Below are 22,708 nucleotides of genomic sequence, written 5' to 3' on the forward strand. Positions count from 1 at the left end.
TTGCGATGAACAGTCCTGAAAAATCCCAGGCGCAAAAAAGCCGCTCGTAAGCGGCTTTTTTGTGAGTGATGCGGGCGTATTACAGGCCAGACATCTCTTTGATGGCGCCTTTGAGCTCTTCATCGGAGCAATCGGCGCAGGTGCCTTTCGGCGGCATGGCGTTAACGCCGGTGATGGCCTTGGCCAGGATGCCGTCGAGACCACCTTGATGGTCGGCGCGTTCTTTCCAGGCTGCCTTGTCGCCAATTTTTGGAGCGCCCAGCAAGCCCGTGCCGTGGCAAGCATTGCAATGCTTGGCAATCACGTCTTTTGGCGCCTTGGCACCGCCAGCGCCGCCAGCCGCAGTGGCCACTTCCATTCCCTTGCATTCCTTGCCCTGGACGCAAACCTGGCCTACGGGTTCAAGGCGCTTGGCGATTTCATCGTTGGGCGCCGCTTGAGCGCTCGCAGCCCATAGGGCCAATACGGTTGCTGGTGCAGCCAGCATTTTCATAATTAGGTTCACGCGTACACCCTCAATGGTGGCTAGTCACGCCTGCGGCCACGGTTTGCAGGCGGGCGCAAGTATAGCGGTAAGCCTGTCACTTCGAAACAACCCCAAAGTCACAAGGGTCTTGTTTGTCATGACAGCCCAACAGGTGGGCGCCTATGCCGTGCGGGCCTGGCGCCTCTTGGTCTAGAAATTGGCCGGCGTGGCTGCGCTGATCAGTCGCGCCGGCACGTCGAACGGATTACGGAAACGGTGTGGCTTGGTGCTTTCGAAATAGTAGCTGTCGCCCGCCTCGAGCACGAAGGTTTCGGCACCGACGACCAATTCCAGCCGCCCTTCCACCAGGATTCCGGTTTCCTCGCCTTCATGGGTGAGCATCTCGTCACCGGTGTCGGCGCCAGGCGGATAGATTTCATTCAAAAACGCAATCGCCCGGCTCGGGTGCGCCCTGCCTACCAGTTTCATGGTCACGGCGCCGTCGGAGATGTCGATCAGTTCGTTGGCTTTGTAGACGATCTGGGTCGGTTTCTCCTGGAGGATTTCTTCGGAGAAAAACTCGACCATGGACATGGGAATCCCGCCAAGGACCTTGCGCAGCGAGCTGATCGAGGGGCTCACGCTGTTCTTCTCGATCATTGAAATGGTGCTGTTGGTGACGCCCGCGCGCTTGGCGAGTTCACGCTGGGAAAGGCCTTTGAGTTTACGAATGGATTGCAGTCGTTCACCGACGTCCAATGCTGGAGCCTCCAGGGAATCAGGTTGTGTGTAAAGTGAGCGTTATCATGGCGACAGCGTTCAGTATTTACAACACCTTGGCCCGAATCCTGTGCGGTGAAGCGACTTTCGGTAGGTCACGCTGGGTGTCAGCCCTCGGAATAGAGCCTTGGCACCCGCCGCAGGTTGCAGAAAATCTGGTAGGGAATCATGTCGGCAGCCTTCGCCACGTCACTGGCGAGGACATTCTTGCCCCACAGCTCCACGGTTGAGCCAAGCCCGGCTTGAGGAATATGGGTCAAGTCAACGGCCAGCATGTCCATCGATACCCGTCCGACCAGTTGGCTAGGCTGCCCGTCCACCATCACTGGCGTACCGTTGGGCGCCTGGCGCGGATAGCCGTCGGCGTACCCCATGGCAACCACACCGACTCGGGTCGGTTGCGCCGTGACAAAGCGCGCGCCATAACCCACGGGCTCGCCGGCGGGAAGTTCACGCACGCTGATGATTTTCGATTCCAGCGTCATCACCGGTTGCAGGCGCGAAGCAACGGCATTCGCCTCCTCGAAAGGTGTCGCGCCGTACAACATGATGCCGGGCCGCACCCAGTCGCTGGGAATCTGCGGCCAGCCCAGCACTGCCGGCGAGTTGCGCAGACTGACCTCGGCCATCAAGCCCTGGCGGGCCTGCTCGAAGACCGCCAGTTGCTGAAGGCTGCTGGTGTCGTGCAGTTCATCGGCACGGGCGAAGTGGCTCATCAATACAATCTTCGCCACCTTGCCACTGGCCAGCAGGCGCCGATACGCCGGCTGGAAATCGTTCGGGTGCAATCCAACCCGATGCATGCCCGAATCGAGCTTGAGCCAGACCGTGATCGGTTTGCTTAGCGTCGCGCGTTCGATCGCTTCGAGTTGCCATAATGCATGCACCACGCACCACAAATCATGCTCGACGATCAAGGCAAGCTCATCGGCCTCGAAAAACCCTTCCAGCAGCAGGATGGGCCCGCGAATCCCACCGGCCCGAAGCTCCAGGGCCTCTTCGATGCACGCCACCGCGAAGCCGTCCGCCATATCTTGCAAGGCTTCGGCGCAGCGCACCGCGCCGTGCCCATAGGCGTCGGCCTTGATGACCGCAAGAGCCTTGGCCCCCGTAACTTCGCGGGCCAATTGATAGTTGTGACGCAGGGCTTGGAGATCGATCAGGGCACGGGCAGGACGCATGGCGGCAGGCTTCTAGGCAGTCATGAGTAAAAAAACCGGCGCGGGCTGACGGCTTCAACCATCAACAGCGCCGGGAGAGGGAGAGTTTCGCCAGCTTTCAGGGCAGCGCAGCCACGACGGACAGTTCCACCAGGATCTGCGGTTCGCACAACTTGGCCTCCACCGTGGCGCGCGCCGGGGCGACGCCCTTGGGCAGCCACTTGTCCCAGATTGCGTTCATGCCCGCGAAATGGGCATCGATGTCCTTCAGGTAGATGGTCACCGACAGCAAGCGTTGCTTGTCGGTCCCAGCCAGGTCCAGCAGGCGCTCGACATTGGCCAGAGCCTCGCGAGTCTGCTGCTCGACTCCGGCGCTCATGTCGTCGCCGACCTGTCCGGCCAGGTAAACGGTGCCGTTGTGCATGACAACCTGACTCATGCGGTCATTGGTGAGCTGGCGCTGGATTGCCATGTTTTGCGGACTCCTGGGGTTTGCTGCCATAACGGGAAATATCGAGGCCTTCGGCGCTGATCTGCGGCTTTTTCTTCGCCATCAGGTCCGCCAGCAGGCGACCGGAACCGCAAGCCATGGTCCAACCGAGGGTGCCGTGGCCGGTGTTCAGGAACAAATTCTTGAACGGGGTAGCACCCACGATGGGTGTGCCGTCCGGGGTGGTCGGGCGCAGGCCTGTCCAGAAACTGGCCTGGGCCAAGTCTCCGCCCCGAGGATAAAGGTCGTTGACGATCATCTCCAGGGTTTCGCGCCGACGCGGGTTCAGCGAGAGGTCAAAACCGGCAATTTCCGCCATGCCACCGACGCGAATACGGTTGTCGAAGCGGGTGATCGCAACCTTGTAGGTCTCGTCGAGAATGGTCGAGGTCGGTGCCATTGCCGGATCTGTGATCGGCACGGTCAGCGAGTAGCCCTTGAGCGGGTAAACCGGCGCGCGGATACCGAGGGGCTTGAGCAGTTGCGGCGAATAGCTGCCCAGGGCCAGGACATAACGGTCGGCCGTTTCCAGCTTGCCGTCGATCCACACGCCGTTGATACGGTCACCGGCGAAATCCAGGCGCTCGATGTTCTGGTCAAAGCGGAATTGCACGCCGAGCTTCACGGCCATTTCCGCCAGGCGAGTGGTGAACATCTGGCAGTCGCCGGTCTGGTCGTTGGGCAGGCGCAGCGCACCTGCGAGGATGTCGGTGACATTGGCCAAGGCCGGCTCGACGCGGGCGATGCCTTCGCGATCGAGGACTTCAAAGGGTACGCCGGACTCCTTCAACACGGCGATGTCCTTGGCCGCGCCATCGAGCTGGGCCTGGGTGCGGAACAGTTGGGTAGTGCCGAGGCTGCGGCCTTCGTAGGCAATGCCGGTTTCGGCGCGCAACTCGTCGAGGCAGTCACGGCTGTATTCGGACAGGCGAACCATGCGCTCCTTGTTGATCGCATAGCGGCTGGCGGTGCAATTGCGCAGCATCTGCGCCATCCACAGATATTGATCAATGTCGGCAGTGGCCTTGATCGCCAGCGGTGCGTGACGCTGCAGCAACCACTTGATGGCCTTGAGCGGCACACCCGGCGCGGCCCAAGGCGAGGCGTAACCTGGCGACACCTGCCCGGCGTTGGCGAAGCTGGTTTCCATGGCAGGCGCCGGCTGACGGTCGACCACCACCACTTCAAACCCGGCACGGGCCAGATAGTAAGCACTGACGGTACCGATGACGCCGCTACCCAAGACCAGAACGCGCATGTTGAAACCCTCATCGCGGATAACCGCTGACGTTTGTTATACAAAGCTTAGATGCGCGCAGTGTAAAAAAGATCAGCCAGTGCTTTTCACTATATAAACACCTATATTTGGCGAGAATTCTCGGCAAAAACCGTTTTCATGGAGGCGCATCACCTGTGCGTACCAATACCCAGACCAAACGCGAGCTGGACAAGATCGACCGCAACATCCTGCGCATCCTCCAGGCGGACGGGCGAATTTCCTTCACCGAGTTGGGGGAAAAGGTTGGCCTCTCCACGACGCCGTGCACCGAGCGGGTCCGACGCCTGGAGCGCGAAGGCATCATCATGGGCTACAACGCCCGGCTCAATCCGCAACACTTGAAGGGCAGCCTGCTGGTGTTCGTCGAGATCAGCCTCGACTACAAGTCCGGCGACACCTTCGAAGAATTCCGACGCGCAGTGCTGAAATTGCCTCACGTGCTGGAGTGTCACCTGGTGTCGGGGGATTTCGATTACCTGGTGAAGGCGCGGATTTCCGAGATGGCCTCGTACCGCAAGCTGCTGGGCGACATCCTGCTCAAGTTGCCCCACGTGCGCGAGTCCAAGAGCTATATCGTGATGGAGGAAGTGAAGGAGAGCCTGAACCTGCCGATTCCGGATTGAGCCCGGCTCCAGGCCGCTAGACCAGCACCTGGCGGGTGCTGGCCATGTATTCATGAATCTGCTTCTCGACACGCGGATGGATCAACTCCACCGGACGTCGACCATTGGGGCACGGCAGGGTCGCCGTCGTACCAAACAGCCTGCAGATCAGCGGCCGCTCGTCATACACCGTGCAACCGTTCGGCCCCAAGTGCACACAGTCGAGCGCCTCCATGGCGGCATCTTGCTCGGCGCGGGTCTTGCGCGGCAGGCGAGCCATTTCCTCCGGCGAGGTGGTCACCGGACCGCAGCAGTCGTGACAGCCCGGTACGCACTCAAACGTAGGAATCTGCTGACGCAGCGTGCGGATTTTTTGACTGTTGCAGCTCATCGAGGCGGTTACCGGGTCTGGACAGGCTTGGATTGTGCCTTAAAAGCCGCAGGCCAGACACCGCCAGCCGACCAGTGTTGCCGACGGAGGAAAGCACGGCTTATGCTCCGTAAAATTTCTCAAACACAACAATCAGGATTACGCACATGAACGCCCGTGTTCAGCAACCTGTCCCGAGCCACGCGCACGCCGCCTCTTATTACGCCGCCAGCAGCCTGCCGCAGCCGGACCATCCGGTGTTGCAGGGCGAACTGGTCGCGGACGTCTGCGTGGTGGGCGGCGGGTTCTCCGGGTTGAACACGGCCATCGAACTGGCCGAGCGCGGGATGAGCGTGGCACTGCTGGAAGCGCACAGGATCGGCTGGGGCGCCAGCGGGCGCAACGGCGGCCAGTTGATTCGCGGCGTTGGCCACGGCCTCGACCAGTTCGCGTCTGTCGTCGGCACCGACGGTGTTCGTCAGATGAAACTGATGGGGCTCGAGGCGGTGGAAATCGTCCGGCAGCGAGTCGAGCGTTTTCAGATTTCCTGCGACCTGACCTGGGGTTACTGCGACCTCGCCAACAAACCTGGCGACCTCGAGGGCTTTGCCGAAGACGCCGAAGAGCTGCGCAGCCTGGGTTATCGCCATACGACCCGGCTGCTGCAAGCTGACGAGATGCACAGCGTTGTCGGTTCGGATCGCTACGTCGGCGGGTTGATCGACATGGGCTCGGGCCATCTGCATCCGCTCAACCTGGCGCTGGGAGAAGCGGCGGCGGCCCAGCAACTGGGGGTTCGACTCTTCGAACGATCAGCCGTCACCCGCATCGACTATGGCCCTGAAGTGAAGGTGCATACCCAGCACGGCTCGGTCCGCGCCAAGACGCTGGTACTGGGCTGCAACGCCTACCTCAACGGCTTGAACCAGCAATTGAGCGGCAAAGTGCTGCCGGCCGGCAGCTACATCATCGCTACCGAGCCGTTGGGCGAAACTCAGGCACGTGCGCTATTACCGCAGAACATGGCGGTTTGTGATCAGCGGGTGGCGCTGGATTACTACCGGCTTTCAGCGGATCGCCGCTTGTTGTTCGGTGGGGCTTGTCATTATTCCGGGCGCGATCCGCAGGACATCGGCGCCTACATGCGTCCGAAAATGCTCAAGGTTTTCCCTCAGCTAGCGGACGTGAAGATCGACTATCAATGGGGCGGGATGATCGGCATCGGCGCCAATCGCCTGCCGCAGATCGGTCGCCTCAAAGACCAGCCGAACGTGTATTACGCCCAGGCCTACTCCGGCCATGGAGTAAACGCCACGCACCTGGCGGGCAAACTGTTGGCCGAAGCGATCAGTGGCCAGCAGGGAGTTGGCTTCGATTTGTTTGCCCAGGTCCCGCACATGACGTTCCCGGGCGGCAAGCATTTGCGCTCGCCACTCCTGGCATTGGGGATGTTGTGGCATCGGTTGAAAGAACTGGTGTGACTGTGGCGAGGGAGTTGGCTCCCGCGCCATAGGCTTCTATCGATTCAAAGTCGCCAGAACGGCTTCAGGCCTTCCGCCCGAGCCTGCTCCCGACTCAGCCCGATGTCACGCAACTGTTCGGTCGACAGGTCGAGCAAGGCTCTGCGTGTATGCAAACGATGCCAGAACAGTCCCCAGCGACTCAGGCCGGGCGGAGCATTGCGCAAGTCCCCGCTGCGCAGCTCCTTCGCCTGCCCAGCCGCCAGTTCCTGACTGTGTAACGTCAGCCGCACATCGCTCAAGCCGTTCATTTTGATCGCTCCTGTTTACTTGGGTAGCCAGAGCTTTCATGATGCGCGGACAGCCACAAGCAATACAGATTCAACCGATACCTTTTATAACCATACAGATTGGGCATTTTCGACACTGAATCGAAGTTTTGTGCCACAACTGTATGGGTTGTCGCTTTCCTACTTCATCGAGAATGCACCATGACTCTGTACGTGAATCTCGCCGAGCTGCTCGGCACCCGTATCGAACAGGGCTTCTACCGCCCCGGTGACCGGCTGCCGTCGGTGCGTGCCTTGAGCTCCGAACATGGGGTGAGCCTGAGCACGGTCCAGCAGGCTTATCGCATGCTGGAAGACAGCGGCCTGGCGACGCCGAAACCCAAGTCCGGTTATTTCGTCCCGGTCAGCCGGGAACTGCCGGACCTGCCAGCGGTAGGCCGTCCAGCCCAGCGCCCGGTAGACATTTCCCAATGGGACCAGGTGCTCGAACTGATACGCGCCATACCGCGCAAGGACGTGGTGCAACTGGGCCGCGGCATGCCGGATATCCACTCGCCGACGATGAAACCCTTGCTGCGTAGCCTGGCGCAGATCAGCCGGCGGCAAGACATGCCCGGCCTGTATTACGACAATATCTACGGCAACCTGGAACTGCGCGAACAGATCGCCCGGCTGTCGCTGGATTCCGGCTGCCAACTGGGCGCCAACGACCTGATCGTCACCACCGGGTGCCATGAAGCATTGTCCGTCAGCGTTCGCGCCACGTGCGAGCAAGGGGACATCGTCGCGGTGGACTCTCCCAGCTTCCACGGCGCCATGCAGACGCTCAAAGGCCTGGGCATGAAAGCCTTGGAAATCCCCACCGACCCACTCACCGGCATCAGCCTGGAAGCCTTGGAGCTGGCGTTGGAACAATGGCCGATCAAGGCCATACAGTTGACGCCTAGCTGCAACAACCCGCTGGGCTACATCATGCCCGAGGCCAACAAGCGCGCCTTGTTGACCTTGGCACAGCGTTTCGATGTGGCGATTATCGAAGACGATGTGTATGGCGAACTGGCTTACACCTACCCACGCCCACGCACGATAAAGTCCTTCGACGAAGACGGTCGCGTCCTGCTCTGCAGCTCTTTTTCCAAGACCCTGGCGCCGGGCTTGCGAGTGGGCTGGGTTGCACCCGGCCGCTATCTGGAACGGGTGCTGCACATGAAATACATCAGCACCGGTTCTACCGCGCCGCAGCCCCAGATCGCCATTGCAGAATTTCTCAAGGCTGGCCATTTCGAGCCGCATTTGCGCAGGATGCGTGGGCAATACCAGCGAAATCGCGACGTAATGATCGACTGGGTGAGCCGATATTTTCCCCAGGGCACCCGCGCCAGTCGCCCCCGGGGCAGCTTCATGCTCTGGGTCGAACTGCCGGAAGGTTTCGATACGCTGAAGCTCAACCGCATGCTTCATGATCAAGGAGTACAGATCGCCGTCGGCAGTATTTTTTCGGCGTCAGGCAAGTACCGCAATTGCCTGCGCATGAACTACGCGGCCAAGCCAACGGCACAAATCGAGGATGCCGTGCGCAAAGTCGGCACAGCAGCCGGCAGACTGCTGGCGGACGTGCCCGATGGTCCCTGAGCGGTGCCCGCCCACACCCAAGGCACCGCGGAGCTCAGCCTTCCTGGCAAGCCACCTCGAGACGGTCGTAGGGTTCGGTTGAAGCGGGCAATTGGCGGGTGTCGAATTCCAGACGGCAGACTCGCTCATCGGCACGCGTCACGTTGAGCCGAACCACGTCGGGGGCGTCCTCCAGGTAGACCAGGCCAGCGTCGACTACCGTCGTCAGGTACTGCCCCTCATGGTCATAGACGCCCAGGCCTTTCGCCACGGGCGCGCCTTCTTCGTTGCGCACGTACAGCATCAGACGGCGAACCATGCCGGCCTGGAAGTCGAGCCGCGGGACCGCGCCACGCGCCGCGCGCACTTCTTGGAACCCGTTAGGCACTTCGACGTTGCGCGGCAAGCTGACCGTGTCGATCTCAATGCGGCTCGCCTGGTAGGCCGGCAACGCGGCCGCCACTGCACGCCCCGCGCCGTCGGTCCAGACGGGCCCTTGGGAAGTGCCAATCTTGATTCCCGCGGAGTCGCCGACCTTGAGCAGACCAAACGTGTCGCGCAGCGGATACGGCGAAGGCGTAACACCCTCCTCATGCATCGCCAGCCCGCCGCGCAACGTCAGGTCATAATGACGCGCGCCAGCGCTGGTCTGGGCATATCCCAGCTCGGCGCTGGTGTAACGGGGCAAGGCGTTGAGCCTGGCATTGAGGTCGTTCCGGCCATCGGCGGAACGGTCTGCACCGATGCTGTAACCCAGGCTGTCACTGACCTGCTCGGTATAGCGCGCGCCCGTACGCAGCCCCCGTGAATCATCGTGACGAGCGGAAGTGCTCAGCCTTCGGTTACGCCCCAAGGGCACACCAACATTGGCGAACACACCGGTCCTGCCTGCCTGTTCAGCCCGGTCATGCTCGACACTCAATGAAAACGTCGCCCAATCGAATGCCCGTGACCATGCCGTACTGATGCGCGAGTTGCCGTTCCCGCCCGCGCCTTTGTAGCGAGTCAGCGATCCGCTGATTGCGCCCCACGACGAATCCGCCCGCCTCAGCGATAGACTCCAGTGATGGGTCGCCCGGGCAAACGGATCACCAACGGCAGGGTCGAGACTCGCCTCGGACAGATATCGAAACCCGGAACTGCGCTGGCCGGCCGTCAGTCCGACGGTTAGCCCGGCGCCCACCACGGTGTTGAGCCTAGCCTGCACTTCTTGGCCACGAGTGCCTGGCGCCGTGCGTGAACCTAGCTGTTGCAGGCCTAGTATTGTCGTTCGGGTCAATGCCTGGGAGATCCCCCAGCCCACGGACTGGTACCCTTCGGCCCCCATCCACCCTGCGCTTGTCTGGGTCTGCGGGCCCCATCGCCAATCCCGGCTGGCCGCAAAGAAAGCCGGCGTGTCACGCTCGCCCCCAGCGAACTGCCTGATCTTGCCTGCCGCCAACCCATAACTGGATACAGCCCCGAGCCTTGCCGGACGCACATCCGCGGCAGGCACATGAAAGTCGCGACGTTCGCCGTTCTCTTCAAACACGCTGACTTGCAGGTCCACCCGGTCACTGATCAACGGTAGATCGCGCAACGTGAACGGCCCCGCGGGCACCAGCGTGGTGTAAATCACTATTGCGCTCTGGCGGACCTCGACCCGGGCCGTCGAATAGGCCAGCCCGTGGACCAACGATCCAGCCCCCAACCCATCCGCACCCGACGAAAGCGCATTTTCAGGAAAGATTTGCACACCCGTGAAAGGTCCCGTGGAAAACAACGGCGAACGCATATTCAACTGGCCCAGTTGAACATGCGCATCGAAGCGCTCCCACGTCTTGGAAGCCTGGGTGTACAACGTCTCGAAACGCGTTACGCCCTGGAACGATGTGTAGTTCTGGCGACTGCGGACCACCCAATCTCCCGCATTGAAGCCCAGTTCGGTGCCCACGCTGCGATAGGAGCTGGACTGGCCGGCAGCGGAGCCGGCAATGACCAGCGCGTCGTAGTTCAACACGCCGGCCACACCCCCCGAATCCCAGCTTCCACGGCTCTCGGCGGGTCTCAAGAGCCAGTCTGCGGGGACCACCAGATGCACAAGGTTTTGCCCAGGATCGAGCCGCACCTGAGCACCGGCCAACCCTTGGGTAACAGATACGCACTGCGAATCGCCAGCGCCGGGATACGCATTAAACGACGTGGCAATACCCGCGCGCTCAAGCAGGTTCGCATCGAGGCACAGCTGCCCTTCACTATCGAACCTCGCCATGACCTGCCCGGATGGAATGCCATTGACGCTCAAGGCGACACGATGGCGCCCAGCAGCAAAGCGTGCGGCGCGGCGAAAATATTCGGCGACATCCGGATCCACTCCCCGGGCCTGCAGCACCGAGCGGTCAAATTCAGCGGATGCTTGTGCCGAGGCCTCGGCCCGGGCAATCGACATCAAGACCAGGCTGCCGCCAAGCCGCCAAAGGACACCCAGGCGCATTATTGCAGGCTCAAGCGTGCGTCATGACTCGCCGCCGCAAACCCGTAGGTAGTGGCTGGGAACAGCCGCACATGGGTGCCCAGGCTCGAGGGGGTGGTGAACGTCAACGTTTCCCCAGGCAAAATATAGGTCCGCCCCAGATCAAGTGTCGTACCGCCTGGAATCAAACTCACTGATCTTGCCAGCCTGACGACGTAGGGGCTGGGATTGCTCACGCTGACCTGCCCGGTCTTGGCGCTCCAGACCAGTCGCGTCCAAGGCATTCGCTCAATCGCCAGGTGTGCCGGGCGAATAATGACCGGGATGTTCTGACGCACGCCCATGGAAATCTGTGCGCCACCAGCCGCGGGACGCGCCTTGATGCCTTCGAACACCACGCGCTTGAGCCGCTCCGTCTGCAAAGGAGCGCCACTGTGCAGGATAAAACGCACCTGCTGGCTCTGCCCGGGCTCGACCCGAGCCACAGGCGGATTGACCAGGAGCAACGGCTCCAAGTCCTCTGGAACATCCAAGACAGAGCTGTAAAGCAGCGCCGGTTGTTCATCGGTGTTCTTGATATTCAGAGTCGCCTCACCCTTGCCCTGATCGACAATCACTACCGGCGTTTCCGGGACCATTCCAGCGGCCTGGGCGCTGGAGGCTATAAATGGCAGGCACAACGCTGCCACCGTGTTCAATACCGGCAAGCAATTTCGCAAAAACATGGGAATCTCCAGAAGCACCGGCCGAGACATGCCTGGCATGTCTCGTCGGCAGCAAACCAACCCGCCGGAGCGCAGACTTTTCAGGTCATTGCAGGCCTTTCAACGCTCACGACGCTCCGTCACTTTTAGGCGTCAGAGGTAAAACACATCGAACGTGACCGAACCATCAAGATCGAACTCATCGGTAGTCGGCGGCAACTCGGAAGTGGCGCGGATGGCCGCGGCGACTTTCATCGGCAATGTATGAAGACGAGCAGGAGCAGGGCCGTTTGCCAAGCTTGAACCCCAGGAGTAAGTCGTCGGCGCATTGGTAATCAAACCATTGGTCGGAACACTCCAGCTCGGATTGGCCAGCGTTCGCGCCAGCAAGATCTGCGGGACACCATCAGCCCGCGGCAAGCCACTCAACAGACCGAAACCACCGATTCCAACCCCCTGGGTGCTGCCCAGGCCGTAATACAGTTCTTCGCCCGAACGACCATTGAATGCCAGACCGGGAACCTTGGATGCACCGCGATTATCGGTGACGGCAATCTCCACGGATGCCGGGGCGCTACAGGTGATTTGCAAGCTGATATCGCGCTGGGGAAGATCGTTCTGCCTGTCGGGCGCCAGGGTCGAAGAGAAAATCCGACCGAGATTGACATCGCTACCGCCAGCAAATGCCGGAATGCAGGATGTCGGGATAACGCGGCCTGTCACGTTCAAATCAACACTGGCCGCCTGGGCGATCAAGGGTGTAGAGGCAGCGGCCAAACAGCTGGCCAAGAGTAGTTTTTTCATAGTCACGTACCTGCAAAAGAGAAAGGGATGCAGCCATGCAATGGCAATCGGGGAAAGAGAACCAACCACCCGTCCAATGCCTGCGTATCGTTGCCCATCAGGTAGGATTTTTATGTAGGAAAAGACTTTGCAAGGAACTGGCTTTTTCAGCATGGCTTGTGGCCTTTCAACTTCTGTAGCAAGTTCCCACAGCCTGAGGCGTCGTATCCCGCAAACAGGATGAATCACAAAGCCATGCCATACTTCCTCGCAACGATCCGGGACGACTTGATTTGAGACCACATTCGACGCTGCCCTTTGCTCTGCTGCTTGCGACGCTTCTCTGCGGCTGTACGAGCCTGGACATTTCTCGCGAGCCCAGCCAGGCGTTGCCAGCGGAGCAATCGACATTCGGTCGCTCAGTCCAGGCCCAGGCCGCGCTTCACGAGGGTCGCTCAGGTTTTCGCTTGCTATCGGACAGCACCGAGGCCTTCACCGCCCGTGCCGAATTGATCCGCAATGCCCAGAGCAGCCTGGACTTGCAGTACTACATCGTCCACGACGGGATCAGCACGCGAATGCTGGTGGACGAGTTGCTCAAGGCCGCCGACCGGGGCGTGCGCGTGCGCATCCTGCTGGACGACACCACCAGCGACGGGCAAGAGCAGACCATCTCGACGCTCGCTGCCCACCCCAACATCCAGATCCGTCTGTTCAACCCTTTGCACCTTGGGCGCGCCACTGGCGTGACCCGCAGCCTCGGACGGCTCTTCAACCTGTCATTGCAACACCGCCGCATGCACAACAAGCTTTGGCTGGCGGACAACAGCATGGCGATCGTCGGGGGCCGAAACCTGGGTGATGAGTACTTCGATGCCGAACCCAACCTGAACTTCACCGACATCGACCTGCTCGGCGTCGGACCGGTGGCCGAGCAGTTGGGACATAGCTTCGACCAATACTGGAACAGCGCCCTGAGCAAGCCCATCGAACAATTCATGTCCCATCGGCCCGCCGCCCAAGAACTGGTCGAAAGCCGCTTGCGCCTGCAAGCGTCCCTGGAGCAGACGCACAAGGAAAACCAGGCGCTGTATCAACAGCTGACCACCTACAAGACCCAGCCACGCCTGGATACCTGGCGCAGTCAATTGATCTGGGCCTGGAACCAGGCGTTGTGGGATGCGCCGAGCAAAGTGCTGGCAAGGGATGAGCCTGATCCCCAATTGCTGCTGACGACGCAACTGGGGCCGGAGCTGAGCGGAGTGAGCGAGGAGTTGATCATGATCTCGGCCTACTTCGTTCCCGGCCAGCCGGGCCTGGTGTACCTGACCAGTCGCGCCGATGCCGGCGTATCGGTGAGCCTGCTGACCAACTCGCTCGAAGCCACTGACGTGCCTGCGGTGCACGGCGGCTATGCGCCGTATCGCAAGGCCCTGTTGCAGCACGGCGTGCGCCTGTTCGAACTTCGACGACAGCCGGGCGATGATGGCAGCAGCCCGCATCTGTTCTATAGCAAGTCCTACGGCGAGTCGGACTCCAGCCTGCACAGCAAGGCGATTATTTTCGACCGGCAAAAGTCCTTCATCGGCTCGTTCAATTTCGACCCGCGCTCGGTTCTGTGGAATACCGAGGTCGGTGTGCTGGTGGACAGCCCGGAGCTTGCCGACCAAGTGCGCGAGCTGGCCTTGCAGGGCATGGCGCCGACCCTGAGTTATCAGGCCCGGCTCAAAGACGGAAGGTTGGTCTGGACCACTGAAGACAACGGCAAGCTACACGACCTGGACCGTGAGCCTGGTAGCTGGTGGCGTCGGTTCAATGCCTGGTTCGCCACCACCATCGGGCTTGAGAGCATGCTTTAGACGGGCTGTGTCGCTCCGAAAGCCCCTTGTCGCAACAACAGGATCACCAACCCGAACGCCCCTGCCGCCATGAACAGGGGCAGCGCATGCCCGCTGATCCATTGGCTGCCCGCCCCCGCCAGCAAAGGACCGACCAGGCATCCAATCCCCCAAAGCTGAGCGATATGAGCATTGGCCCGCACCAGCGCATCGTCGCGATAACGCTCGCCGATCAGAATCAGCGACAGGGTGAACAGCCCTCCCGCGCTGGCGCCAAACAGTACCCACAGCGGCCAGATGAAGAGCGTGTCGATCAACAGGGGCACCGCCAGGCTGGACACCATCAAGACCACCGCGCAACCAGTGAACAACGACCGACGCGAAAGGCGATCGGCCAAGGCACCGATGGGCAGTTGCAGCAAGGCATCGCCAACCACCACCGTGCTGACCATCGCCAGCGCGACATCGGCGCCAAAGCCCTGGCGCAAGCAATAGACCGGCAGCAGTGTCAGGATCATGGCTTCGAATGCGGCGAACAACGACACGGCCCAGCCAATCGCCGGCAAGCCACGGCAGAATTCCCACAGATCCTTGAAAGTGACCGCGCTGGCTTCGCTGGTGGGCGCCCCGCTGCGGCCAAGCAACAGCAACGGCGAGACCAGTAGCAGGCCGACACCCACCCAGAAGCCATAGTCGTGATCGGTCCCCAATGCGCCCAGCAGCAACGGGCCGGACAATTGACTCAGGGCATAGCTGCTGCCATACAGCGCCACCAACCGACCGCGCCATTGTTCGATGACCAGTTGGTTGATCCAGCTCTCGCCAAGAATGAACACCAGCGTCAGGACCACGCCAATCACCAACCGCAGCAGCAACCACACCGGATAGCTGGGCAACAGCGCCAGCAACCCGATGGACAGCGCCCCACCCCAGAGGCACAGGCGCATCAACGCCGCCGTGCCGAAGTACGCCGCCAGCCGGCTCGAAACCTTGGCCCCGACCAGTACCCCGACCGCCGGCATGGCAGCCATCACGCCGATGGCGAACGAGCCGTAGCCCCAGCCCTCCAGGCGCAGCGACACCAGCGGCATGCTCACGCCCAGCGCCAGGCCGACACTCAGGACAGACGCCAACACGGCGAAATAAGTCGCCCAACGCATTTCCACGCTCCTGTGGATAGATTTCAAGCGTTGTACATAACAGTTTGGGAGCGGGCTTGCTCGCGAAAGGGGAATGCCAGTCAACAGAACCGTTGAATGTAAAACCGCCTTCGCGAGCAATCCCGCTCCCACAATGGTCTATCGGCAAGCCCCGGGTGAATCCGGAGCTGTCATTTCGTCATAGCTTGATCCAGGTCGCCTTCAGCTCGGTGTACTTGTCGAATGCATGCAACGACTTGTCCCGGCCGTTACCCGACTGCTTGAACCCACCGAACGGCGCGGTCATGTCGCCGCCGTCGTACTGGTTGACCCAGACGCTGCCGGCGCGCAGTGCCTTGGCGGTCAGGTGAGCCTTGGAAATGTCCTTGGTCCACACAGCGGCTGCCAGGCCATAAGGCGTGTCATTGGCGATCTGGATGGCCTCTTCGGCGCTGTCGAAGGCGATGACGGACAATACCGGGCCGAAAATCTCTTCCTGGGCAATTTTCATCGCGTTGCTCACGCCGTCGAAAATCGTCGGTTCGACATACGTACCGCCGGTTTCCTCGAGGATCCGCTTGCCGCCCGCCACCAGTTTGGCGCCATCGCTGTGACCAGCCTCGATATAGGACAGTACGGTATTCATCTGCTGGGTATCGACCAGGGCGCCGACATTGGTGGCTGGGTCCAGCGGGTTGCCGGGCTTCCAGCTCTTGAGCGCCTCGATCACCAGCGGCAGGAAGGTGTCCTTGATGGAACGCTCCACCAGCAGGCGCGAACCGGCGGTGCAGACTTCGCCTTGGTTGAAAGCGATGGCGCTGGCGGCGGATTCGGCGGCGGCTTGCAAGTCCGGGGCATCGGCAAATACGATGTTCGGGCTCTTGCCGCCGGCTTCCAGCCAGACGCGCTTCATGTTGGATTCACCGGAATAGACCATCAATTGCTTGGCGATCCGCGTAGAGCCGGTGAACACCAGCGTATCGACATCCATGTGCAAGGCCAGGGCCTTGCCAACGGTGTGGCCGTAGCCCGGCAGGACGTTCAGCACGCCTTTGGGAATGCCGGCCTCAATCGCCAGGGCAGCGATGCGGATCGCGGTCAACGGGGATTTTTCCGAAGGCTTCAGCACCACGGAGTTGCCTGTGGACAAAGCCGGGCCGAGCTTCCAGCAAGCCATCATCAGCGGGAAGTTCCACGGCACGATCGCGCCGACCACTCCGACGGGTTCGCGGGTCACCAAGCCCAACTGATCGTGCGGCGTAGCGGCCACTTCGTCGTAGATCTTGTCGATGGCTTCACCGCTCCAGCTCAGTGCCTGGGCGGCCCCGGGCACGTCGATATTCAGCGAGTCGCTGATGGGCTTGCCCATGTCGAGGGTTTCCAGCAGGGCAAGCTCCTCGGCGTTCTGCTTGAGCAGGTCGGCAAAGCGAATCATCGCGGCTTTGCGCTTGCTCGGCGCCAGGCGCGACCAGACGCCGGAATCGAAGGTGGAGCGGGCATTTTCGACGGCGCGCTGGGCGTCGGCCACGTCACAACTGGCGATCTTGCCCAGCAGGCGCCCATCGACCGGGCTGAGGCAATCAAAGGTTTCGCCGGACACCGCATCGGTGTGTTCGCCGTTGATGAACGCGCGGCCTTCGATCTTCAGGTCGCGGGCACGCTGTTCCCAGTCGGCACGAGTCAGGGTGGTCATGCGAGTGTCCTCCTCTTATTGGGTAGGAACGCCGCGGCACCCGCAGCGCTCAAGAATTCTGCCCGGCCAGCCGGTTTTCGGCGCTGTTTTCGGCACGGAACATCCGCCACCCTAAACCAGCCGCCGGGGATGTTTCAATATATTTGACACAAGGCTGGCAAACGACCTTGCGATGTTCGTTTTAATAAACATAGACTCGACGCTTCCAAGCCATCACCGGAGATCAAGCGCATGAGCATCGAGGACATCGTCGATTTCGGCCAGGCCAACACCCCCGCCGATCGTTACCGCCCGGATCCGGCCAAGGTGCTCAAGGGGGATCCCGAACAAGCGGTGTTCAATCATTACAACAGCCCATGCGGCCAGATGAATGCCGGGGTCTGGGAAGGCGCCGTCGGCCAGTGGACGGTCAACTATACGGAGCACGAATACTGCGAAATCGTCCAGGGCGTCTCCGTGCTGCGCGACAGCGATGGCAATGCCAAGACGCTTCGGGCCGGCGATCGCTTTGTGATTCCCGCGGGATTCAAGGGCACCTGGGAGGTGCTGGAACCGTGCCGCAAGATCTACGTGGTGTTTGAAGCGAAAGCCTGAGTTGCACCGTAAAAGCCAGTGACACTTAATCAATGGTCATCTGGCGCAGCGACAACTAAAACGTTCCACAGGCACCACGCAAATTATCGTCGCAGCAGCACGCGCAGGACGCGCGGGCAACCCGAACGGTGAGTGCCTCAACTTTTGAATTATTAGCAAGGAGGCTAGAAATGCCTGATCGAAACGACGTCATTGTCACGCCCACACCTAACGATCAATGCGACATCACCATCGCCCGGTACACCATCGGCCAAAAATGCACACCTGAATTACTTGAAGAGGTTCGAGCCCTGGCCAACGGGGCCCCTGTTCGGGCTACCGGGCCCAAATACCCTACAAGCTGGGATCTTCGCCCGCGACGTATCAATCTTCAGACCGATGCCAACAGGATCATCATCGGCATCAAATGTGGTTGACCGCTAAACCAACAAAAAAGGGCCCGTATCTCACGATACGGGCCCTTTTTTGTAAGAGGGAAAAATCAATTACTTGATTTTGCCTTCCTTGTAGATCACGTGCTTGCGAACAACCGGATCATATTTCTTGATCTCGATTTTGTCCGGGGTAGTACGCTTGTTCTTGTCGGTAGTGTAGAAGTGACCAGTACCGGCGCTCGAGATCAAACGAATCAATTCACGCATGATTAGCTCCCTTAAACCTTGCCATCGCGACGAAGTTCGGCCAGCACGACACTGATGCCACGCTTGTCGATGATGCGCATGCCCTTGGCAGATACGCGCAGACGTACGAAACGTTTCTCTTCTTCAACCCAGAAGCGGTGATGCTGCAGGTTCGGCAGGAAACGACGACGGGTTTTGTTGTTTGCGTGGGAAATGTTATTCCCAGTCACCGGACCCTTACCGGTAACTTGACAGACTCTAGACATGCCTCAGCCCTCTAAACCTCATGCCCAACCCGGCATGGGTTGGCCGCTTAATCTCTCAGTCATTTGGCGCCAGGCGCCGCGTTTCTTTAAGGGTCTTACCGGCTACACCTACAGTGAAGGAACCGGGCCCCTAGAAAAGAGCGCTGCTTTATACCAGAAAGACCCAGGCACAACAACAGCCGGTGTGATTTGTCTTCGTTGTAAATCGTCGCCCAACAGCCCCAGGCGGCTGGCGCAAGGGTCGGCGACGCCCTTACCGCTCGTCGTGGCGCGCAGGTTTTTTCTGGTCGATGGCGAGTTCGCGCCCAGGACACCTTCTGCGAAGCGCAGGAAAGAGTGCCGGAAAATGCAAAAAGGGGATAGTCATTTGCAGGCGAGGCCACTAGGGTAGACCTTTTCCAGACTGCACTCGCAGATGGGCCTCCGACCTGCACAGGAAATCAAATCATGCGCCTCGCTGCCCTATCACTGTTGCTCGCCCCTCTGCTGATCAGCCCGCTGGCCCAGGCCGCCGCCCTGAGCGTATGTACCGAGGCCAGCCCGGAAGGGTTCGATGTCGTTCAATACAATTCACTGACCACCACCAATGCTTCGGCCGACGTGCTCATGAACCGCCTGGTGGACTTCGACACGGCCAGCGGCAAGGTGGTGCCGAGCCTGGCCGACAGTTGGGAGGTCTCGCCCGATGGCCTGACCTATGTCTTCAAGCTGCGTCCCCGGGTCAAGTTCCATCGCACCGACTATTTCACACCGCGCCGCGACCTGACCGCCGAAGACGTCAAGTTCAGCTTCGATCGCATGCTGGATCCGGCCAACCCTTGGCACAAGGTTGCGCAAAGTGGCTTCCCTCACGCCCAGTCCATGCAACTGCCGGCGCTGATTACCAAAATCGACGCGCTGGACCCTCTGACCGTGCGATTCACGCTGGGCCACGCCGATTCGACTTTCCTGGCCACATTGAGCATGGGTTTTGCCTCCATTTATTCAGCCGAGTACGCCGACCAATTGATGAAGGCCGGCAAGCCGGAACAACTCAACAACCAGCCCATCGGCACCGGCCCGTTCATTTTCAACCGCTTCCAGAAAGACGCCTCGATTCGCTACAAGGCCAACAACGAATACTTCGGCGGCAAGCCGCAGGTAGACCCTCTTATCTTTGCCATCACCCCGGACGCCAACGTTCGCCTGCAGAAACTGCGACGTAATGAATGCCAGATCGCATTGTCGCCCAAGCCACTGGACGTACAGGCTGCCAAGCAGGAGCCCACGCTGAAAGTGGAACAGACTGACGCTTTCATGACCGCTTTCCTGGCGATCAACAGCCAACACCCGCCCTTGGATAAACCGGAAGTCCGCCAAGCCATCAATCTTGCCTTCGACAAGGCCAGTTACCTCAAGACTGTTTTCGAAGGCACCGCCGAAGCGGCCAACGGTCCTTACCCACCGAACACATGGAGCTACGCCAGAAACCTGCCCGGCTATGCCCATGATCCGGCCAAGGCCCGGGACTTGCTCGCCAAGGCCGGTTTAAAGGAAGGCTTCAAGACCACAATCTGGACCCGCCCTTCCGGCAGCCTGCTCAACCCCAATCCAAGCCTGGGGGCACAGTTGCTGCAATCGGACCTGGCGGAAATCGGCATCCAGGCGGAAATCCGCGTGATCGAATGGGGCGAGCTGATCCGCCGCGCCAAGGCCGGCGAGCATGACCTGCTGTTCATGGGCTGGGCTGGGGATAACGGTGATCCGGACAATTTCCTCACCCCGCAATTTTCCTGCGCGGCGGTCAAGTCCGGCACCAACTTCGCCCGTTATTGCAACCCGGACCTGGACAAGCTGATCAGTGCAGGCAAGACCACCAGTGAACAAGGCGTGCGCACCAAACTCTACGAACAGGCCCAGGCGCAGATACAGCAGCAGGCCCTCTGGCTGCCGTTGGCGCACCCGACCGCCTTCGCGTTGACCCGCAAGGATGTGCAGGGTTATGCGGTGAGCCCGTTTGGGCGCCAGGATTATTCCAAGGTCAGTCTCAAATAACCCTGCCTGAAGCGCTCCCACAAGGATTCATATCGTCAGATCCGACCTCACATCCACCCATACTCCGCCATGGACAGCGGCTCCCCGTCACCGATGATGAAATGGTCGAGCACCCGCACATCGATCAGCTCCAGAGCCTCCTGGAGCCGCTCGGTGAGCACGCGGTCGGCTTGGCTCGGCTCGGTGTTGCCGGAAGGGTGGTTGTGGCACAGGATCACCGCGGCGGCGTTGTGGGCCAAGGCTCTCTTGACCACTTGGCGAGGATGGACGCTGGCGCTGTCGATCGAGCCGCGAAACAGCGCCTCGAAGGTCAGCACCTGATGCTTGGCATTGAGGAACAGGCAGCCAAACACCTCATGGGGTTCGTGGCGCAGCATTGATTTGAGATACTCACGAACCGCGAACGGGCTTTCCAGCGTGGTTCTTTCCCGGGCCCGCTCAGCCAAATGCCGACGACTCATTTCCTGGGCGGCTTGTAGCTGGGCAAATTTTGCCGGCCCGAGGCCCACATGGCTGCTGAAAGTGATCTGGTCCGCTTCCAGCAGCGCGCGCAGGCTGCCAAACTGGATCAAGAGTTGTCGCGCCAGATCCACCGCGCTTCTACCCGCCACGCCCGTGCGTAAAAAAATCGCCAGCAGTTCGGCGTCTGAAAGGCTCCCCGCCCCCGACGCCAACAACCTTTCCCGCGGCCGTTCGGCCACGGGCCAATCCCGAATACTCATGGCATCTCCCTGATAGTGGGCGCCGCTGTTCCGTAGCGGACGCTGTGATATCTTAGCCCATCTTTTTTGCAGGCGATTTTCACCCAGGCAGGCTGCTGCCGAGGGGTTCGTCTTGCACTGACCACTGAAATCGAAAGGCAGGCCTATGCAGCGGCTGTATCGGAAACGCATCGTTCTGGGCGTCGGCGGCGGCATTGCCGCCTACAAGAGCGCCGAGCTGGTTCGCAGGCTTATCGACCAGGGCGCGGAAGTGCGGGTCGTCATGACCCGTGGCGGCAGTGAGTTCATCACCCCGTTGACCATGCAAGCCCTGTCCGGACACCCGGTCCACCTGGATTTGCTCGACCCTGCGGCTGAAGCAGCCATGGGCCACATTGAACTGGCCAAGTGGGCCGACCTGGTGTTGATCGCCCCGGCCACGGCCGACCTGATCGCCCGCCTGGCCCAGGGTATCGCCGACGACCTGCTGACCACCCTGGTGCTCGCCACCGACGCCGTGGTTGCCGTCGCGCCGGCCATGAACCAGGCCATGTGGCGCGACCCGGCTACCCAGGCCAACCTGCAATTGCTGGAAAGCCGCGCCCTGAAAGTCTTCGGCCCAGCCTCCGGCAGCCAGGCCTGCGGCGATGTCGGCATGGGTCGCATGCTTGAGGCCACCGACCTGGCCCAGTGCGCCGCCGATTGCTTCAAGCGCGAGGCCCTGACGGGCAAGCACGTGCTGATCACCGCCGGGCCGACCCAGGAAAACATCGACCCGGTGCGCTACATCACCAACCACAGCTCCGGAAAAATGGGCTTCGCCCTCGCCGAAGCGGCCGTCGAGGCTGGCGCCCGAGTGACGCTGATCACCGGCCCGGTGCACCTGCCGACCCCAGACCGGGTCACGCGCATCGACGTGGTCAGCGCGCGGGACATGCTCGCGGCCTGCGAAGCGGCCATCCCGTGCGACCTGTTCATCGCCTCGGCTGCGGTAGCGGACTACCGACCTGAAGTCGTCGCCCCGCAAAAATTGAAGAAAGACCCTACAAGCGGCGACGGCCTGCTCCTGCAAATGGTGCGCAACCCGGACATCCTGGCCACCATCGCCACTCGTCCCGATCGTCCGTTCAGCGTGGGTTTCGCCGCCGAAACCGAACACTTGCTCGATTACGCGGCGCGCAAGCTCAAGGACAAGAACCTCGACTTGATTGTCGCCAACGACGTCGCCAACCCGAGCATCGGCTTCAACAGCGAAGAAAACGCCTGCAGCGTGATCGACCGCCAGTTGCACGCCACGCTTTTCGCCCAGACCAGCAAGGGCAAGATCGCCCGCCAACTGATCACTTTCATCGCCGAACGGCTGAACCAGGTTTAAT

At 60.9% G+C, this 22,708-nt stretch carries 23 protein-coding genes; 8 read left to right on the forward strand and 15 right to left on the reverse strand.

Features of this window, described 5'->3' with window-relative positions; all coding sequences use genetic code 11:
- Positions 1-79: 79 nt before the first annotated feature.
- The 5 genes from JZ00_RS08105 to dadA all read right to left on the reverse strand — a co-directional run bounded on the left by JZ00_RS08105 (position 80) and on the right by dadA (position 4,154).
- The gene (locus JZ00_RS08105) at positions 80-493 is read right to left on the reverse strand and encodes a c-type cytochrome (RefSeq protein ID WP_039590161.1); all 414 of its coding nucleotides are present in this window, start codon (positions 491-493) and stop codon (positions 80-82) included.
- Between the two features lie 183 nt (positions 494-676).
- The gene (locus JZ00_RS08110; RefSeq protein WP_030138196.1) at positions 677-1,225 is read right to left on the reverse strand and encodes a cupin domain-containing protein; all 549 of its coding nucleotides are present in this window, start codon (positions 1,223-1,225) and stop codon (positions 677-679) included.
- 128 nt (positions 1,226-1,353) lie between these two features.
- Positions 1,354-2,427: an alanine racemase gene (alr, locus tag JZ00_RS08115; RefSeq protein WP_039590157.1), complete on the reverse strand. Its 1,074-nt coding sequence runs from the start codon at positions 2,425-2,427 to the stop codon at positions 1,354-1,356.
- A 97-nt stretch (positions 2,428-2,524) separates the two neighbouring features.
- Positions 2,525-2,878 carry a RidA family protein gene (locus JZ00_RS08120; RefSeq protein WP_039590155.1) on the reverse strand — a complete coding sequence of 118 codons (354 nt, stop codon included), beginning with the start codon at positions 2,876-2,878 and terminating at the stop codon, positions 2,525-2,527.
- Positions 2,850-4,154 (reverse strand): D-amino acid dehydrogenase, encoded by a 1,305-nt coding sequence (gene dadA / locus JZ00_RS08125; RefSeq protein ID WP_039590153.1) that lies wholly within the window; start codon positions 4,152-4,154, stop codon positions 2,850-2,852. Before dadA ends, JZ00_RS08120 begins: the two co-directional genes overlap by 29 nt.
- Positions 4,155-4,309: 155 nt before the next feature.
- On the opposite strand from dadA, the gene JZ00_RS08130 reads away from it, so the two are divergent.
- Complete coding sequence (locus JZ00_RS08130) at positions 4,310-4,798, forward strand: Lrp/AsnC ligand binding domain-containing protein (RefSeq protein WP_003206849.1); 489 nt, start codon at positions 4,310-4,312, stop codon at positions 4,796-4,798.
- 16 nt (positions 4,799-4,814) lie between these two features.
- Here the strand turns inward: JZ00_RS08130 and JZ00_RS08135 are convergent, their stop codons facing one another.
- On the reverse strand, positions 4,815-5,168 hold the full coding sequence (locus tag JZ00_RS08135; protein WP_030138200.1) for a YkgJ family cysteine cluster protein: 354 nt from the start codon (positions 5,166-5,168) through the stop codon (positions 4,815-4,817).
- Positions 5,169-5,314: 146 nt separating this feature from the next.
- Here JZ00_RS08135 and JZ00_RS08140 point away from each other — a divergent pair, with 146 nt between their 5' ends.
- Positions 5,315-6,628, forward strand: coding sequence for an NAD(P)/FAD-dependent oxidoreductase (locus tag JZ00_RS08140; protein ID WP_039590150.1), 1,314 nt, complete (start codon positions 5,315-5,317; stop codon positions 6,626-6,628).
- 44 nt (positions 6,629-6,672) lie between these two features.
- On the opposite strand, the gene JZ00_RS08145 is transcribed toward JZ00_RS08140, so the two are convergent.
- Entirely contained in the window at positions 6,673-6,918 is a 246-nt protein-coding gene (locus JZ00_RS08145) for a DUF1127 domain-containing protein (RefSeq protein WP_039590144.1), read from the reverse strand.
- Between the two features lie 180 nt (positions 6,919-7,098).
- Between JZ00_RS08145 and JZ00_RS08150 the strand changes: the two genes are divergently transcribed.
- Entirely contained in the window at positions 7,099-8,529 is a 1,431-nt protein-coding gene (locus JZ00_RS08150) for an aminotransferase-like domain-containing protein (RefSeq protein WP_039590141.1), read from the forward strand.
- Positions 8,530-8,563: 34 nt separating this feature from the next.
- Here JZ00_RS08150 and JZ00_RS08155 read toward each other — a convergent pair whose 3' ends face one another.
- From JZ00_RS08155 to JZ00_RS31405, 3 genes are all read right to left on the reverse strand, one after another.
- Positions 8,564-10,981, reverse strand: a complete 2,418-nt coding sequence (locus tag JZ00_RS08155) for a fimbria/pilus outer membrane usher protein (protein WP_039590139.1) — start codon at positions 10,979-10,981, stop codon at positions 8,564-8,566.
- Positions 10,981-11,685 carry a fimbria/pilus chaperone family protein gene (locus JZ00_RS08160; RefSeq protein WP_045157288.1) on the reverse strand — a complete coding sequence of 235 codons (705 nt, stop codon included), beginning with the start codon at positions 11,683-11,685 and terminating at the stop codon, positions 10,981-10,983. The genes JZ00_RS08155 and JZ00_RS08160 overlap by 1 nt, the downstream gene beginning before the upstream one ends.
- A gap of 132 nt (positions 11,686-11,817) precedes the next feature.
- Positions 11,818-12,858, reverse strand: coding sequence for a DUF1120 domain-containing protein (locus JZ00_RS31405; RefSeq protein WP_235433058.1), 1,041 nt, complete (start codon positions 12,856-12,858; stop codon positions 11,818-11,820).
- Between JZ00_RS31405 and JZ00_RS08170 the strand changes: the two genes are divergently transcribed.
- On the forward strand, positions 12,741-14,306 hold the full coding sequence (locus JZ00_RS08170; RefSeq protein ID WP_039590127.1) for a phospholipase D family protein: 1,566 nt from the start codon (positions 12,741-12,743) through the stop codon (positions 14,304-14,306). The two genes, JZ00_RS31405 and JZ00_RS08170, sit on opposite strands and share 118 nt — an antisense overlap.
- On the opposite strand, the gene JZ00_RS08175 is transcribed toward JZ00_RS08170, so the two are convergent.
- Both JZ00_RS08175 and JZ00_RS08180 read right to left on the reverse strand, forming a co-directional pair.
- Positions 14,303-15,445, reverse strand: coding sequence for an MFS transporter (locus JZ00_RS08175; RefSeq protein WP_039590126.1), 1,143 nt, complete (start codon positions 15,443-15,445; stop codon positions 14,303-14,305). The genes JZ00_RS08170 and JZ00_RS08175 overlap by 4 nt on opposite strands.
- Positions 15,446-15,623: 178 nt before the next feature.
- Positions 15,624-17,117 carry an aldehyde dehydrogenase gene (locus JZ00_RS08180; protein ID WP_039590125.1) on the reverse strand — a complete coding sequence of 498 codons (1,494 nt, stop codon included), beginning with the start codon at positions 17,115-17,117 and terminating at the stop codon, positions 15,624-15,626.
- A gap of 231 nt (positions 17,118-17,348) precedes the next feature.
- Here JZ00_RS08180 and JZ00_RS08185 point away from each other — a divergent pair, with 231 nt between their 5' ends.
- Both JZ00_RS08185 and JZ00_RS08190 read left to right on the forward strand, forming a co-directional pair.
- Positions 17,349-17,711, forward strand: coding sequence for a cupin domain-containing protein (locus tag JZ00_RS08185; protein WP_039590124.1), 363 nt, complete (start codon positions 17,349-17,351; stop codon positions 17,709-17,711).
- Positions 17,712-17,881: 170 nt separating this feature from the next.
- Positions 17,882-18,127 carry a peptidase inhibitor gene (locus tag JZ00_RS08190; protein ID WP_046509440.1) on the forward strand — a complete coding sequence of 82 codons (246 nt, stop codon included), beginning with the start codon at positions 17,882-17,884 and terminating at the stop codon, positions 18,125-18,127.
- Positions 18,128-18,196: 69 nt separating this feature from the next.
- Here the strand turns inward: JZ00_RS08190 and rpmG are convergent, their stop codons facing one another.
- Positions 18,197-18,352, reverse strand: coding sequence for a 50S ribosomal protein L33 (gene rpmG / locus JZ00_RS08195; RefSeq protein ID WP_003177274.1), 156 nt, complete (start codon positions 18,350-18,352; stop codon positions 18,197-18,199).
- An 11-nt stretch (positions 18,353-18,363) separates the two neighbouring features.
- Complete coding sequence (gene rpmB / locus JZ00_RS08200; protein ID WP_003177273.1) at positions 18,364-18,597, reverse strand: 50S ribosomal protein L28; 234 nt, start codon at positions 18,595-18,597, stop codon at positions 18,364-18,366.
- A 447-nt stretch (positions 18,598-19,044) separates the two neighbouring features.
- Between rpmB and JZ00_RS08205 the strand changes: the two genes are divergently transcribed.
- Entirely contained in the window at positions 19,045-20,631 is a 1,587-nt protein-coding gene (locus JZ00_RS08205; RefSeq protein WP_039590117.1) for an ABC transporter substrate-binding protein, read from the forward strand.
- Between the two features lie 47 nt (positions 20,632-20,678).
- Here the strand turns inward: JZ00_RS08205 and radC are convergent, their stop codons facing one another.
- Positions 20,679-21,353 (reverse strand): RadC family protein, encoded by a 675-nt coding sequence (gene radC, locus JZ00_RS08210; protein WP_039590116.1) that lies wholly within the window; start codon positions 21,351-21,353, stop codon positions 20,679-20,681.
- Positions 21,354-21,498: 145 nt separating this feature from the next.
- Between radC and coaBC the strand changes: the two genes are divergently transcribed.
- Entirely contained in the window at positions 21,499-22,707 is a 1,209-nt protein-coding gene (gene coaBC, locus JZ00_RS08215) for a bifunctional phosphopantothenoylcysteine decarboxylase/phosphopantothenate--cysteine ligase CoaBC (RefSeq protein ID WP_039590114.1), read from the forward strand.
- Position 22,708: the final 1 nt, after the last annotated feature.

This window comes from Pseudomonas frederiksbergensis, from assembly GCF_000802155.2.
GTDB classification, from domain to species: domain Bacteria; phylum Pseudomonadota; class Gammaproteobacteria; order Pseudomonadales; family Pseudomonadaceae; genus Aquipseudomonas; species Aquipseudomonas frederiksbergensis_A.